Genomic DNA, 14,338 nt, shown 5'->3' on the forward strand with positions numbered 1-14,338 from the left:
CGCCGCCTGCCTTCGCCCGGCGCCTGTAAGACGCCGAAACGACGGCAATCGATACGTCAGCACCAAATGATCAATCCGAGGAGATTAGCATGGGCGCGCATATGCATGCACTGCCGGCAGATCCCGCCGCGCGTTCGCAAGCGGTCCGTACCACCACCAACACAACGGGCTTGCTCGGCGCCTATTTCGCCTTTCATGCGTGGCTCTCGCGCGTCTGCCTCATGATCGCGGTCGTCGGGACACTTTTGATCGTTGCAGCCGTCCTCTATCAAATCTTCGGGCGCTATGTGCTCAACGACTCCCCCGCCTGGACCGAAATATTCGCGCTGGTGGTCATTCTCTACGTCACTTGCCTGGCGGCAGCCGTCGGTGTTCGCGACGGACGCCACATCGGCATGGACTCGCTCCTGAACTTCGCGCCCGAGGGTGTTCGTCTGGCGGCCGAGATCATCGTTTATCTCGGCATGATCATCTTTGGCCTGTCGATGGCCTGGAGCGGTGGCGAACTCAGCATCGAGATGGCGCCTTACATCAATCCCGGCCTGCCGATTTCGCAGGCCTGGAGCTATGTGCCGCTTGCGGCCGGCGGCGTGCTCATCGCCCTCTTCGCCGTCGAGCGGATCGTCGCCGCCGTCCTGAAAATCAAGGTTATCCCCTCATGGCATTGATCATTCTCTGCGCAGTCTTCGTGGGCGGGCTGGTGCTCGGCATGCCGGTCATCTTCGCCATCGGCCTGTCGTCGATCGCCACCGTGCTATACGAAGGGCTGCCGCTGGCGGTCGTCTTCCAGCGCATGGCGTCCGGCATGGGCACCTTCTCCTTCCTCACCATTCCGTTCTTTATCTTTACCGGCGAGCTGATGATGTATGGCGGCATCGCCGATCGGATCATCCGCAGTTCCAAGGCGATGGTCGGCCATGTGCGCGGCGGCCTCGGCATGACCAACGTCGTCGCCTGCACCATGTTCGGTGGTGTCTCCGGCTCGCCGGTCGCCGATGTCTCGGCCATGGGTTCGGCACTGATCCCCCTGATGAAAAAGGAAGGGATCGACGCGGACTATGCCGTCAACGTCACCACCTATTCCTCGCTCGTCGGCGCGCTGATGCCGACCAGCCACAATATGATCATCTATTCGCTTGCCGCCGGTGGTCTGGTGTCGATGAACGCCCTCATCATGGCAGGCGCCATTCCCGCAATGATCCTGACGGTTGCCAACGTGCTGACCGCCTATTTCGTCGCGCGGTCGCGCGGCTACAGCCGCGGCGAGTTTCCGGGCTGGACTGAGGTCTGGCGCAGTCTTGCGGCCGCAGTTCCCGGCCTTTTCATCATCGTCATCATTGTCGGCGGTATCCTGTCCGGCGTCTTCACCGCGGCGGAAGCCGGCGCCGTTGCCGTTCTCTATGCTCTGCTCCTGACGATTTTCGTCTATCGCAGCCTGTCGTTCGAAAACTTTTTGAAGGCGGTGACGAAGGCGACCAAGACCACGGGTGTCGTGTTGCTGCTGATCGGCATCTCGACGATGTTCGGCTATCTGATGAGCATTTACGGCGTCGCCGACATGGTGGGCGAGGCGCTTAGCCATGTCAGCACCCAGCCATGGGTGATCTTCATCCTGGTCAACATAGCGCTGTTCATCTTCGGCATATTTCTCGACATGGCCGCGCATATTCTGGTCTGCACGCCGATCTTCCTGCCGATCGTCACGCAATACGGCATGGACCCGGTCCAGTTCGGCATCATCGTGCTCTTGAATTCGACCATCGGCCTCAATACGCCGCCGGTCGGTGCCGCCTTCTATCTCGGTTGCGCCATCGGCGAGGTGCCCGTCAGCAAGGTGATCCGTTCGATCTGGCCGTTCATGGTCGCGCTCTGGACCACGCTCATGATCGTCACGCTCATTCCGGAAACCTCCATGTTCATCCAGGATCTCTTCCGGTAGGCTGATGGGCTGCTGTCAAGCTGCGCTTATCAGGCCAGGGTTAGCCGCCCTGGCCTGCAATTTGTTTGCCCGGCTTTCAGCCGGCTTACGACCCATGGCACGCTATCCCCGACGTTTGGGCGGCAAGCGGAAGACAACTGCGAAGATCATATCCGATCCTGTAGAAGAAGCTGCCCACAGGCTCGCCATGTTTCGTCACCTGTTGCTCCTTGATTTCGCTTATCCGGGAAAACAGCGGATCTAGAGAAGCCCGTTCCAGGTCGCCCCTTTTCAGTCCGAAAAGAATGACATTGCGTCCCTGCAGGTCGGCCGGCTTGAACCAGTAGCCATACATCAAGCTATCTTGACCAAGTGCGCCCCGCCCCACGGAGGTCTGAACGGCATCGTCGTCGTCGCGATTGTAAAAGGCGATCTCGCTTGCCACGAAATACTTGTCCATTCCGGCCAGCAGCACCTGCTTACCCGTTTCCTGCTCGACGCTATGTTCGATCAATTCGGTTTGGCGGCCGAATTCCTGCCAGGCGACAGGCAGCGTCCGGATATTGCCGAAGTGGCCGACCATCGGAAATCCGAGGACGAGGTAATGCAGACCAAGCCCGTAGACTACCAGCATGGTCATTACGGTCGGAACCCATAGCCGCCGCAGCAGGCCGTCGAATTTCGACACGCTGTTGCCGGCCGCGACGATGGTTGCCGAAATCGACGGCAGAAGGGCGAGCCAGAGCGGTCCCGTCCAATTCAGCTTGACCTCGTGGAACAGGCTGAATGCGACGAAGACCAGCAGGGGAACGATCGTATAGACCTTGATGAAGAGAGAGCGACGGATAGCCTTTGCGTCCGTCTTCGTCGCGAATGTCACGCTGTTTCTGGTCACCAGTGCCGCCATCGCGGCCACCAATCCCAAGGGCGTCAGCAGGATCACGATACTGGTAACCAGAGAGGGAAGCGAGAAGGTTGTCGTGCCTTCCAAGCGATCCGCACTCTGAAATGCGAACGAAGCCCAGCTATGCGTCGCGTTCCAGTAGATCACCGGTGAGAAAAGCACGGCGGCGAGCGCGGCGGCGAGATACGGTTCCGGCCGCAGCAGCCAACGTCGCGCTCTGGCGTCAAGGAGCAGGAAGATCAGCGTGGCGGGGCCGAGGAGCGCGATCGTGTATTTGGAGAGCATTCCGACGCCGACACACAGGCCGACGCCCCACCAGGCCCGCCGCTTCCCCGCGATCAGCGCGCGCTCCAGAAAATAGAGCGTTCCAGCCCAAGCGGCCGTCAGCGGGACGTCCGGCATCATCATGAAGCCTGTGGAAAAGAAGAACGGCAGGATAGAGATGAGCAGGACGCTGACGAATGCTGCCGACTTGCCGAACAGATTGCGCGAGAACCGGAAAGCGAAGAAGCCGGCCACGATCCAGGCGAGGTAAGCGCCGATGCGAACGCCAAATCCCGTATTGCCAAACAGACTGGTTCCCGCCCAGATCAGCCAGGCAACCATCGGGGGATGGTCGAGATATCCGATGTCGAGATGCTGGGAGTAGTTCCAGTAATAGGTTTCCTCCGGCACGAGATCCACAAGCCCGAGGAAAACCAGTCGCAAAGCAAGGATGTAGCCCAGCACGCCGATCGCCGCCACGCGCCATCGGACGTCGGATGGCATGCGCGGGCGGGCATAGGGGAACACGAAGAAGGCATTGCCGAGATAATTGACGATCGCGGCGGCACCGACGCCGAGGATAATGGCGGCCTGGGGGGGCCACCCGAGAAGATCGACTGCACCGGCAAGCACGCCGCCCCGCAGGGCGAAAGCGAGCAGGCAGATGGTCATGAAGCGGATGTATCGCCGCCAATCCCGCTCATGAGGCCGTGGCCCGTCGCTTGCAAAAGCCCATTTGGAATTCAGGATGTAGTTGGAGATCGTGGCGACGGCGAAGCTGACGAGATGAGCCGTCACCAGACCGAACCCCGCCCCGAAGAGAATCTGAAAGATCAGCAGGTCGATGGCGAGGCCGATGAGGCCGACGCCGGCAAAACGCGTTGCGTTTCCAAAGGAAACCGCGCCTCCGGCAAGGACCATGAGACGGCGGGCATAGTCTATCATATGCCCCCATCCAATCTTGGTTTGCCCATGCACTCGATCGCGAAAGATGATCGGGACCTCGGTCAGCCGAAGCGCATCGCCGCCTTCCGCGATGATTTCGAGACCGATCTTGAAGCCGATTGCCGTCGGATCGATCGCTAGAAGCCGCTCCTTGCGTACGGCAAAGAACCCGGACATCGGATCCCGCATATCGGTCAAGGGCCAGGCCAGGGCGCCGCCGAGGCGGGAGAGGAGCCGGCGAGACCGTGGCCAATCCGGCGTGGCGCCGCCCGGTACATAACGGCTTCCAACCACCATGTCGCTGGTCCCGTTGATGATGGGACGAACGAGATTGCGGATCTCCTCCGGCGGATGGCTGAGATCGGCATCCATGACCACGACGATGTCGCTGCTGGCATATTGCGCTGCCCAGAGTACATCTCCGGCCAGGCCTCCATTTCCGCCTGCGGAAATGAGCCTGACGGGCGCCTTTTTCTCCCATGCCCGGACGCGCTCGATCGTGCCGTCGGTCGATCCGCCGTCGGCGATCAGGACCTCCAGCGCGATGTCGCCACCGGACTGCGAAAACAGCCCTGACAGCAGGACATCGACATTGTCGGTCTCGTTGAGAGTGGGAACGACGACCGAAATGGATTGTTGATGCTTCACGGTATTGTGAGGGGAAACGTCAAGCTCGGATACGAGAGCTCCGCCGGCCGACTTTTGTGACCGGTCCGAAATATTGCGCGAATAGTTCACAGGCTTACAGACAATGACAAAGCGCCGGAGCGCGGGGACGCTAGAACGGCTGAAAATGGGTACAGTCGGACCTGAACGTCCGAATAATAAGTTTGTGTCTGCACTTGCTTCATAAGAGATCGCTTCCTGTTCCGGTGGGGCGCGACTATCGGCAATGACGCTGACAGCCACCTGAAGACTATTTTTTAGTCTTTGATAAGGCGAGACGACATGAGACGTGCCGGGCATTCAACCGGGGTGTTTGGACGTCATGGCCATTCAAAAGCCATAAAGCTGGGGAGGCTCGTCGCCCGTACAGACAAATCAAGTCTATCTTCGCCACCCATCGGCCAGCATGTCTGTGACAGCAGCTTTTCAGCTTCGGAGAGTTGTGCTCGCCGGAATGGGTTTTAATCCACAGGACCTGAATGAGTAGGTTCGCCGCGACCAAAGCAAATTTGCGAGGTTCAATGCGATGCACTCCATCACAGACCGTGCTTTAGTTTCTATTATCATCTCGAACTACAATTACGCTCGCTTTCTACCACGCTGCATCGACAGCGCGTTAGAGCAAAGTTACGACAATATGGAAGTCATCGTCGTCGACGATGCATCGACCGATGACACAGCCGATGTTGTTGCTTCCTACGGGTCGCGGATTAGGGCCTGCCTGAGAGAGAAGAACGGTGGGCATGCAGCGGCATTCAATACCGGTTTTGCGGCGAGCCGCGGTGCGATCGTCCTCTTTCTCGACGCCGATGATTACCTTTATCCGAACGCAATATCCGAGATCGTCGACGCCTGGGAAGACGATGCCGTCCAGGTGCAGTTCAGATTGCATATCGTCGATGAGGATATGCAGGTAAAGGACGTCTTTCCGCCTCCGGAGCTCCCGTTCGACTCCGGCGACGTGACCCCAAAACTGCTGCAGAGGGGACGGTATCAGACGACTGTCACCAGCGGCTTGGCTTTCAAACGCTCGGCTCTGGAGGTGGTCATGCCGGTTCCGGAGACGGATTTTCGCCAGGGCGCCGATGGTTATCTCGTCACCGTTGCGCCTCTCCATGGAAAGGTGACGTCGATCGAGTCCTGCCTTGGAGCCTACCGCATCCATGGTGCCAATCACTCCGTCTTCGCGGAAAAACTTGGTCAGCGCGCGCGCTGGCGAATGGAGCATGACTTCCGTCGCATCGACGCCTTGTCGGATCAGGCAGCCGAGATCGGGTTGACGGTGCCAGAGGATGTCAATCTCCATGATCCCGTCCATTTGGAAGAGCGTCTGGCATCCCTGACCATGGACAAATCCCGGCATCCCATGGTCAGCGATTCCAGATTTGCACTCGGTACTGCCGGTGCCGTCGCCAGCCTGGAGATGAATGCATCGCTGCGACGGCGTGCCATGCTGGCGGCATGGTTTCTTTCGGTCGGCGTCCTTCCCGGCCGCATGGCGAAGGCGATCCTGTCGTGGAAACTCGTCGCCTCCTCCCGGCCCGCCTTCCTGTTGCGCCTTTCGAAGACCATTCGTAGCGCCATCGGATAGGGTCCAGACTGCCTGGGATCAAATCCGTGCATGGCGCAATCCGGTTGCCGGTACTAAAGTGCGTCGTATCTGAAATGGAGTGCGACGAACTTGGCGCAAAGAGCTGGCAACGCGGATCTTCCCTTGCATGGAGGGCGGGTGCCGAAATGGCTCGGCGACCGAATGACGCGTTTGGGCGCCGTGATTACCGAGGCGGTCGTTCAACATTATGGGCGCGACGAACTGTTGCGCCGGCTGGCGAGCCCCTTCTGGTTCCAGTCCTTCGGCGCCGTCATGGGCATGGACTGGCATTCCTCGGGCATCACCACCAGCGTCCTCGGCGCGCTGAAACGAGGCCTGACGCCGCTCTCGGGCGAACTTGGAATTCACGTCTGCGGTGGCCGCGGCGCTCAGTCGCGCAAGACGCCGGATGAACTTACGGCCATCGGCCGTCGTGTCGGCATCGACGGTGTGGCGCTCGCGGCGAAAAGCCGGCTTGTCGCCAAGGTGGACAGCGCCGCCTTACAGGATGGATTCGATCTCTATCTGCACGGTTTCATAGTGACAGACGATGGCAAATGGGTCGTCGTCCAGCAGGGGATGAATGGCGATCGGCGGCAGGCGCGTCGCTATCATTGGTTGTCCGAAGGGCTGACAAGCTTTCTCGATTCCCCGCATGCGGCGATCGAGGGAAGAGACCAGGGCCGGATCGTCAATCTTGCTGATCGGCGCGCCGACCGGTCGCGTGCAGGTCAGCTCGATCTACTTTCATCGCTAGGGCCGGACAGGATCGTGCGCGAAGTCGCCGCGCTGGAAGCAGAGCCGGCGGCAATTGCTGAAAACAACGCGCAACCCATGTTGCCGCACCTGATCATGCCGGCTCATCACGATGTTCGCGAAACCGATGTGAATATGAGGCGATTGCATGGGAATCTGGCGGCGGCAGCCGATCGCGGGCCGGTGGATTTCGAGGACCTGTTGCTGACGCCAGGCGTTGGCGCAAGAACGGTCAAGGCGCTGGCGATGGTTGCCGAAGTTGTGCATGGCGCCCCCTACCGCTTTTCTGATCCCGCCCGGTTTTCGCTGGCGCATGGCGGCAAGGATCGCCACCCTTTTCCCGTGCCTTTGAAGGTCTACGACCAGACCATCAACGTGATGAAATCGGCGGTGCGGAAAGGGCGGCTCGGCCGTGACGAGGAGTTGCAGGCGCTGAAGCGCCTGGACGATCAGTCCCGTATGCTCGAACGATATGTCACCGGCCCCGATCTCAAGGAAATCGTTGCCGGCGAATTCGACAGGTCCACTTTTTACGGCGGACGCAGCGTGTTCGGCTGGGAGCCTCCCGCCCAATCCGAAGACGAGATGGAGAGACGCCGGCAGCCGTCAAAAGACTGACAAAATAGGCTTTCGTGCCAAAGGGAACATATTCCCCGTTCGATTGTTGACATCCTGATAACTGGCGCAAGGAGCGGGATGATGATGACGAATGCTGCGAAAGAGCTGGCGACAGAATATTTGCGGTTGGGTGGCCATCGTCTGCTGGTGATGGACGACAACCTCTTGTCGACGAATTGTTGGGAGCCGGATTCGCCGGAGGCGGACAGCTTCTGGAGCGAGCGTATCGAGACGCTGAGCCCCAGGGGCCGCAACGAGGTGATGTCCTTCCTGCCGTCAATCAACGCCGTCTGATCTGGGCCGGCCATCGACAATCTCTGGAAACGTTCAGCGTCCGAATAGGGCCAGCGAAAGTCGGTGGCGATCGGCCGGCTTCCATTCTCAAACCGTGAGGAGAGAAACGATGAGCGTCATGAAAGCTGTGCGTATCCACGCATTTGGCGGTCCGGAAGTTCTTCGTCTCGAAGAAATCGAACGTCCCGAGCCCAAGATCGACGAAATTCTGATCCGGGTCGAGGCTGCCAGCGTCAACCCTGTCGATTGGAAGATGCGTGAGGGAAGCTATCCGGCTGTTCAGGAAGACGATTTGCCTTACGTGCTCGGTCGAGATGTCTGCGGAACGGTCGAGAAGGTAGGGGAGGGGGTCGGCGCGTTTCGCCTCGGCGAGGCGGTCTATGCCTTTCTCAATCCACGGCACGGCGGTTACGAACAATTCGTCATCGCCAGGCCGGAAGAAGTAGCGCCGAAGCCGAGGCTGATGAACCCGGTGGAGGCTGCCGCAATTCCGCTGGCGGGCATTACCGCATGGCAGGGCCTATTCGAGCATGGCGGGCTTCAGGCAGGCCAGCGCGTCCTCATCCATGGCGGCGCGGGTGGTGTCGGTCATTTGGCCATTCAGTTTGCGAAGGCGAAAGGCGCCTGGGTCGCGACGACGGTTTCCGGCGGCGATATGGAATTCGCGCGTTACCTCGGTGCCGATCAGGTCATCGACTATGAGAGTGAGCGCTTCGAGGAGGCGATCCAGCCGGTGGACATGGTGTTCGATCTCGTCGCCGGCGAAACCCAGGATCGGTCGTTCAGCGTGATAAAGACGGACGGTATCCTAGTTTCGACGCTTGCCCAGCCCGATAAGAAACGTGCAACCGAGCTAGGGATACGCGCCATTCGCTATACGGCGCAGCCGAACGGTGTGCAGCTCGCGGAGATCAGCCGCCTCATCGACGATGGAAAGGTGCGCGTCGAGATTCGCCGCGTTTATCCGCTTGATCAGGCGCGCGCCGCACAAGAGGCGATCATGAACGAACATAATCGCGGCAAAATCGTCTTGCGGGTCGAGCATTGATGCACGCCCTGCCGGGTGTATTTCCCCTTAAAGTCCGGGCTGATCGGCCACTCGATCCTGATCATATTGCTCCGCGCCCGGTAAAGGCTTCAGCCAGGGTTCGCGCCGCTTTACCCAGAGTTCGTAGGTCGGAACCATATCGGTCGGTGCGCTATCGAGGCATCCGAACTTGATCTCGGCCTCGACGTCGTTGATCGCAAAAACATGCGACCCACAATGAGGGCAGAAGCTCCGGCCTTCGTAGGCGGTTGTCTCGCCCGTCGTCGAGAAGGCCTCGGCCTTCCAGATCCCGAAAAACGCAAAGGCCGAACCGCTTTCTTGGCGGCAGTCGGTGCAATGGCAAATACCGACGCGGTTCGGCTCACCGCTGATGGAATAGCGAACCCTTCCGCAGCGGCATGATCCATGTCGCAATGTCATTTCAAAAGCCTCCGTGCCTATTGAGTGCAACCTGACGCCTCGCGCGAACTGGAAACATCAGACATTGGGGAAATGTTCCCGATAGCGAAGACCGCTCTCGCCGCCGTCTGGCCTAAGGCAGTCGGTAGGCGATGACATAATCGCCGGGCTTGGTGCCGATCGAGCCGTGGCCGCCTGCGACCATGACCACATATTGCTTGTTGTCGCCCGCCGTATAGGTCATCGGCGTCGCCTGGCCACCTGCGGGCAAGCGAGCTTGCCAAAGCTGCCGCCCGGTGGTGACGTCATAGGCGCGCAGATAGTTGTCGACCGCCGCTCCGAGGAACGCAACGCCGCCCTTGGTCATGATCGGTCCGCCGATTCCGGGAACGCCAACCTTGAAGGGCAGGGGCAGCGGCGTCATGTCATGCACCGTGCCGTTTTTGTGCTTATAGACGATCTTGCCGGTCCTGAGGTCGACGCCGGCGACGTAGCCCCATGGCGGCGCCTGGCAGGGAATACCGAGCGGGCCGAGAAACGGCCCCATATAGACGCCGTATGGCGCACCTTCGTTTCGGTTCAAACCCTGCTCGCTGCCCTTCTCATCCTGACCTCTTGGCGGGATATTCGCACGGGCAACGAGTTCGGAGGTGAAGGCGAGATAGGTTGGCATGCCGAACATGATCTGGCGTTCGGGATCGACGGCGACGCTGCCCCAGTTGAAGGTGCCGAAATTGCCGGGATAGATGATCGATCCACGCAGGGATGGTGGCGTGTAGCGGCCCTTATATTTGTACCGGTGGAAGGCGATGCGGCAGGCGAGTTGATCGAGGAGCGTCACCCCCCACATGTCTTTTTCCTGCAGCGGCGGGGGCGAGAAGGTCAGATCCGAAATCGGCTGCGTCGGCGCGGTGTAATCTTCGGGAATGGCACCACCCGGTGCCGGTATCTCCTTGAAGGGAATGAGCGGCGCGCCGGTGCGCCGGTCGAGTACGTAGATGTCGCCCTGTTTGGTCGAAGCGACAAGCGCGGGAACCACTGTGCCATCGGATTTTGTCATGTCGAAAAGAACGGGCTGCGCCGGAACGTCCATGTCCCATAGATCGTGATGGACGAATTGCTGTACCCATTTGAGCTGGCCGGTGTTGATGTCCAACGCAACGACCGAGGAGGAAAAGCGCTCGACATTTGCGCTGCGGCCCATCCCGAGCTGATCGGGGACCTGATTGCCGAGCGGAATATAGACCATGCCCAAGGCTTCATCGACGCTGAACACCGACCAGCTATTGGGCGAGTTGGTAGTGTAGGTCTGACCGGCCAGGAGGGGCGTCGTCTGGTCGGGGTTGCCGGAGTCCCAGTTCCAGAGCAGTGCGCCGGTCCTGATATCGAAGGCGCGGATGACGCCGGATTGCTCCTGAGTGGAATAGTTGTCGTTGACGGCCCCGCCGACGATCAGCTTATCCGCGACGGCAACGGGCGGCGAGGTCGAGTAGTAGTAGCCGGCCGGGTTGTACTTCATTCCAGCTTCTAGATGGAGTGCACCCTGGTTGGCAAAGCTCGTACAGATCTTGCCATTGGCGGCATCGAGCGCGATCAGCCGCGCGTCGGACGTGGGCAGATAGACGCGGTCGGCGCAGGGTGTTCCGGCCGTCGCCGTTTGATCGTGGTAGTAGGTGACACCACGGCATGTCTGATGTTGGCGATCCGGATTCATGCCGGAATTGGCGTCGAATTTCCATTTCTCCTTGCCGGTTTGCGCATCGAGCGCGATCGCCAGATTGTGTGGCGTACACAGGTAGAGGGTGTCGCCGACCTTGAGCGGCGTCACCTGATAGGTCGTCTCGCCGACATCGTCCGGGCGCTTTACGTCGCCGGTTTGATACCGCCAGATTTCCTTCAGATTGGCGACGTTCTGGACATTGATCTGATCGAGCGGCGAATAGCGCTGGCCGAAAGGTGTCCGGCCATATTGATGCCATTCGCTATCCGCTACGTCGCCGCCCATCGGCGCATTAGCCGCAACCGTCGTCGGCAGCTCGCCTGAATGATCATGCGGATCGGTGGTCATCGAATAGATCGCGACGAGGATGGAGACGATCAGCGGTACGGCAAGTGGCCAGGGATTTGCGGCGTAGTCGACGCCCGCCGGGCTGCGGAAACCGAGTGGACGCCTGATCCAGGGCGTGAGCATCCAGAGCCCGATCAGGATGATGAGGCCGCCCCGCGGGCCGAGCTGCCACCAATCGAAGCCCACCTCCCATATGGCCCAGAGGAGTGCGGCGAGCACGAGGATTGCATAGAGCCAAAGGGCAGCCGGTTTGCGCATGAACAGCAAAAGCGCGGTGGCGATGAACATCAGGCCGGCAAAGAGATAGAAGAAACTGCCGCCGAGCAGGACAAGCCATAGTCCGCCGCCGCCGAGCCATAAGCCGATGATCGCCAGAAGTGCCGATGTGATAAGAATGGCCATGATCTACTCCAGTCTCTATCCGCTTGTTGGCGGCGATTGATCGAGCGCAGGCGACGACGATCGGTCAGGATCCGCTTGCGGATCACACCCGGCGAAGCTGAAACTCGGGAGAGTGAGGGTGGAAACGATATCGATTGGGGTCGCCGATTTTGGATCGATCCATGAAGACCTCCAAAACAAAATCTTAAGTTGAACGTAAGGCCAGCGGAAATGTTCCGCGCAAAGCGAGCACCTTTGTTGGCGCGCTGAAATTGCTCGGCTCACCCAAATTGATTAACGATCGTAGTTAATTTTTTAATAATTTTGTGTTTACTCATGGAACTAAGCGCGGGACTAATCGTTTCCGCGCGGCACCGGAGGAAACATGATGAATTTCAAAATCGTCACCGCTCAGTCCGAAGTGGAAACCGAGGACACCGGAACCTATCCAGATGGCATGATGGAGCGCGATCGTATCGACTTTTCCTCAAGTCGGGAAAAACTTAACCGCAGATCTCACGAGCGCGATTACGGTGCCGGCAAAAAGCTTGCGCCCATCCCGGTCGGCTACGTGTGAGCCGGCCATCCATTGATACCTTGATGGTTCGAGAGCAGGTCTCTCGGGCAACGATCGCCGCAGCTTTTGCCCTTCGGCCTTTACTCAGGCCGGTCGTCAAATGTACAGCGCCGCCATTTTACGCCACGCGCCTGCCCGATGGGCACGGCCGCCCCAGACATGCAGTTGATGACCGACCTGTTTGTCGACGAGAAGCTGGCTTAGGTGGCGGTTGTTGTCGAGGAAGGGATCTGCGTCCCCGATGGTGAGGACGATGTCGACCTGACGTAGACTTTCGAGCCGGCATTCGCAGGAAAGCCCTGGAAGGAAGTGCGTCGGCGTGTGGAAGTAGACATTGTCGTCGTAGTATCCCTCGAACAGGTCGCCGAAGTATTCGACCTTCATCGTGAGATCGTAGCGGCCGGAAAAGGCGACGAGCTTGCGAAAGAGGTGAGGGTGGCGAAAGACCAAGCTGGCCGCCTGGAAGGCGCCGAGGCTGCAGCCGTGTACGATGGTGCAGTCATGAGGATTTTTCTGCGCCATCAGCGGCAGAACTTCGTTCAGAATATATTCCTCGAAGGCGGCGTGCCGGCGAATGCGGTCGGCCGGATGCTGTCGCGATCCGTAGAAGGTCTCGGCGGCCAGACCCTCGATACAATAAAGCTGGAGATGACCGGCCTGCAATTTGTCGGCTAGGCTGGCGACGATGCCAAGCTGCTCATACTCCCAGAAACGCCCGTCTCTCGTCGGAAACATCAATACCTTGGCGCCGGCATGGCCGAACACCAGCAGCTCCATGTCTCGATGCAGGCGCTGGCTATACCAGCGCAGGTATTCCCGGTTCATGGCACCTAAAAAATCGTTCGACTTTTTCGCGAAGCACCGCTTGTTGCTCGGTGCTGCCAACATAGTCGAAGTGACCGGCGTCCAGGATGAAGATTTCGTTAAACTTTGGCAGCGCGTTCGCCACCGCGAACTGGCAGGGCGGCGCTACCGCGGGATCGAAGAGGGCTGCTGCGACGAGCATTGGTACCTTGATACGGGCCGCCGCGTTTGCGGCATCGAACAGGCGCAGGGTTTCGAACACGCTTCCATGCTTCTTCTCGTACGCCTGGACGGATTGCGCGCTGCCGATCGTCGGCAAGCTCAGCCATAGCGACCTGTGCCCGAAGGTCGGTACGATGAGATGCCCGCGATCGATCCGGCTGTCGAAGGGGATTGCCAGCGCCCCGATACCGCCGCCGAAGCTGATGCCGCTGTAGCCAATATGCCCCTCAAGCCAGGGATAAAGGGCAATAAGCGTCGAGACGGCGAGCCACAGATCGTCGACGCAGCCGCCGATGATATAGGAATCGGGTTTTTCGATACCGTAAAGCACATGCCCGCCAGGATCGGCTGGAATCGGCGGACGAGCGCTGAGGGAGAGGCCGCGAGAGCAAGGAAACAGTATGGCCGTCTCTTCCACCGACAAATCGAAGTCGGGCATATCCCGCCCGCCATAGCCATGTCCCACGACAAGGCCACGCCGCACCGCCCCGGTGCGGGGAAGAAGCAGCCAGCCGCTGATCCGAAACGTGCCAGTCGACCTATAGGTCACGTCGAGAACATGCCAGTCGGGATGCTGGATTTTGCTGCGGCGGAGTTTCGGCTGGGGATCGACCGCGATGGCGCGCCGATACCGCTCGGTCCAAAAATCATCGAAACCGGAGATTTCCTCGGGCGGCTTGATCGCCAGGAGCTGCTCGAGCTGCATGCCATAGGTCGGATCGAAGGCGAAGGGGTGTGTCGTTGGAACGCTCATCTTGTGCTTGTCCCGCGAAAGGATTGGCGAGGCAAGACTGGAACCTCGGCAATGCCCGCAAAACCATGTCATCTGCCACAGCGTTCAGGCTGCGAGATGTCGAACGACTGAATAGAATTCATCTTTCTT

General features: G+C 59.6%; 12 protein-coding genes. 7 read left to right on the top strand and 5 right to left on the bottom strand.

What is annotated here, in order from left to right; translation table 11 throughout:
• Positions 1 to 89 precede the first annotated feature (89 nt).
• Together GGD50_RS21000 and GGD50_RS21005 are read left to right on the top strand one after the other, a co-directional pair.
• Complete coding sequence (locus GGD50_RS21000) at positions 90 to 668, top strand: TRAP transporter small permease (RefSeq protein ID WP_183939062.1); 579 nt, start codon at positions 90 to 92, stop codon at positions 666 to 668.
• Positions 659 to 1,939, top strand: a complete 1,281-nt coding sequence (locus GGD50_RS21005) for a TRAP transporter large permease (RefSeq protein WP_183939064.1) — start codon at positions 659 to 661, stop codon at positions 1,937 to 1,939. The genes GGD50_RS21000 and GGD50_RS21005 overlap by 10 nt, the downstream gene beginning before the upstream one ends.
• 85 nt (positions 1,940 to 2,024) lie before the next feature.
• On the opposite strand, the gene GGD50_RS21010 is transcribed toward GGD50_RS21005, so the two are convergent.
• Positions 2,025 to 4,679, bottom strand: coding sequence for a glycosyltransferase family 39 protein (locus GGD50_RS21010; protein WP_183939066.1), 2,655 nt, complete (start codon positions 4,677 to 4,679; stop codon positions 2,025 to 2,027).
• 544 nt (positions 4,680 to 5,223) lie between these two features.
• Here GGD50_RS21010 and GGD50_RS21015 point away from each other — a divergent pair.
• The 4 genes from GGD50_RS21015 to GGD50_RS21030 all read left to right on the top strand — a co-directional run bounded on the left by GGD50_RS21015 (position 5,224) and on the right by GGD50_RS21030 (position 9,004).
• Positions 5,224 to 6,288 carry a glycosyltransferase family 2 protein gene (locus tag GGD50_RS21015; protein ID WP_107107324.1) on the top strand — a complete coding sequence of 355 codons (1,065 nt, stop codon included), beginning with the start codon at positions 5,224 to 5,226 and terminating at the stop codon, positions 6,286 to 6,288.
• A 90-nt stretch (positions 6,289 to 6,378) separates the two neighbouring features.
• Positions 6,379 to 7,662, top strand: coding sequence for a DUF763 domain-containing protein (locus GGD50_RS21020; protein ID WP_107107323.1), 1,284 nt, complete (start codon positions 6,379 to 6,381; stop codon positions 7,660 to 7,662).
• A gap of 78 nt (positions 7,663 to 7,740) precedes the next feature.
• Positions 7,741 to 7,956, top strand: a complete 216-nt coding sequence (locus tag GGD50_RS21025) for a hypothetical protein (protein ID WP_181316013.1) — start codon at positions 7,741 to 7,743, stop codon at positions 7,954 to 7,956.
• Between the two features lie 109 nt (positions 7,957 to 8,065).
• Entirely contained in the window at positions 8,066 to 9,004 is a 939-nt protein-coding gene (locus GGD50_RS21030) for an NADP-dependent oxidoreductase (protein ID WP_245407428.1), read from the top strand.
• A 27-nt stretch (positions 9,005 to 9,031) separates the two neighbouring features.
• On the opposite strand, the gene GGD50_RS21035 is transcribed toward GGD50_RS21030, so the two are convergent.
• Both GGD50_RS21035 and GGD50_RS21040 read right to left on the bottom strand, forming a co-directional pair.
• Positions 9,032 to 9,424, bottom strand: coding sequence for a GFA family protein (locus GGD50_RS21035; RefSeq protein ID WP_107107321.1), 393 nt, complete (start codon positions 9,422 to 9,424; stop codon positions 9,032 to 9,034).
• A gap of 112 nt (positions 9,425 to 9,536) precedes the next feature.
• Positions 9,537 to 11,873, bottom strand: coding sequence for a glucose/quinate/shikimate family membrane-bound PQQ-dependent dehydrogenase (locus GGD50_RS21040; RefSeq protein ID WP_107107320.1), 2,337 nt, complete (start codon positions 11,871 to 11,873; stop codon positions 9,537 to 9,539).
• 364 nt (positions 11,874 to 12,237) lie between these two features.
• On the opposite strand from GGD50_RS21040, the gene GGD50_RS21045 reads away from it, so the two are divergent.
• Positions 12,238 to 12,429: a hypothetical protein gene (locus GGD50_RS21045; RefSeq protein ID WP_246451390.1), complete on the top strand. Its 192-nt coding sequence runs from the start codon at positions 12,238 to 12,240 to the stop codon at positions 12,427 to 12,429.
• 96 nt (positions 12,430 to 12,525) lie between these two features.
• Here the strand turns inward: GGD50_RS21045 and GGD50_RS21050 are convergent, their stop codons facing one another.
• Complete coding sequence (locus GGD50_RS21050; RefSeq protein ID WP_107107318.1) at positions 12,526 to 13,254, bottom strand: esterase family protein; 729 nt, start codon at positions 13,252 to 13,254, stop codon at positions 12,526 to 12,528.
• Positions 13,226 to 14,209 (bottom strand): acetylxylan esterase, encoded by a 984-nt coding sequence (locus GGD50_RS21055; RefSeq protein WP_107107317.1) that lies wholly within the window; start codon positions 14,207 to 14,209, stop codon positions 13,226 to 13,228. Before GGD50_RS21055 ends, GGD50_RS21050 begins: the two co-directional genes overlap by 29 nt.
• Between the last annotated feature and the right edge of the window lie 129 nt (positions 14,210 to 14,338).

The sequence above is a fragment of the Martinezella paranaensis genome (genome assembly GCF_014200235.1).
Lineage (GTDB): Bacteria > Pseudomonadota > Alphaproteobacteria > Rhizobiales > Rhizobiaceae > Rhizobium > Rhizobium paranaense.

Bases quoted from the DNA above. Each gene is read 5' to 3' on its own strand.
- GGD50_RS21045 (WP_246451390.1), top strand. From the start codon at position 12,238: ATGATGAATTTCAAAATCGTCACCGCTCAGTCCGAAGTGGAAACCGAG.
- GGD50_RS21055 (WP_107107317.1), bottom strand. From the start codon at position 14,209: ATGAGCGTTCCAACGACACACCCCTTCGCCTTCGATCCGACCTATGGC.
- GGD50_RS21050 (WP_107107318.1), bottom strand. From the start codon at position 13,254: ATGAACCGGGAATACCTGCGCTGGTATAGCCAGCGCCTGCATCGAGAC.
- GGD50_RS21030 (WP_245407428.1), top strand. From the start codon at position 8,066: ATGAGCGTCATGAAAGCTGTGCGTATCCACGCATTTGGCGGTCCGGAA.
- GGD50_RS21035 (WP_107107321.1), bottom strand. From the start codon at position 9,424: ATGACATTGCGACATGGATCATGCCGCTGCGGAAGGGTTCGCTATTCC.
- GGD50_RS21000 (WP_183939062.1), top strand. From the start codon at position 90: ATGGGCGCGCATATGCATGCACTGCCGGCAGATCCCGCCGCGCGTTCG.
- GGD50_RS21025 (WP_181316013.1), top strand. From the start codon at position 7,741: ATGATGATGACGAATGCTGCGAAAGAGCTGGCGACAGAATATTTGCGG.
- GGD50_RS21040 (WP_107107320.1), bottom strand. From the start codon at position 11,873: ATGGCCATTCTTATCACATCGGCACTTCTGGCGATCATCGGCTTATGG.
- GGD50_RS21015 (WP_107107324.1), top strand. From the start codon at position 5,224: ATGCACTCCATCACAGACCGTGCTTTAGTTTCTATTATCATCTCGAAC.
- GGD50_RS21005 (WP_183939064.1), top strand. From the start codon at position 659: ATGGCATTGATCATTCTCTGCGCAGTCTTCGTGGGCGGGCTGGTGCTC.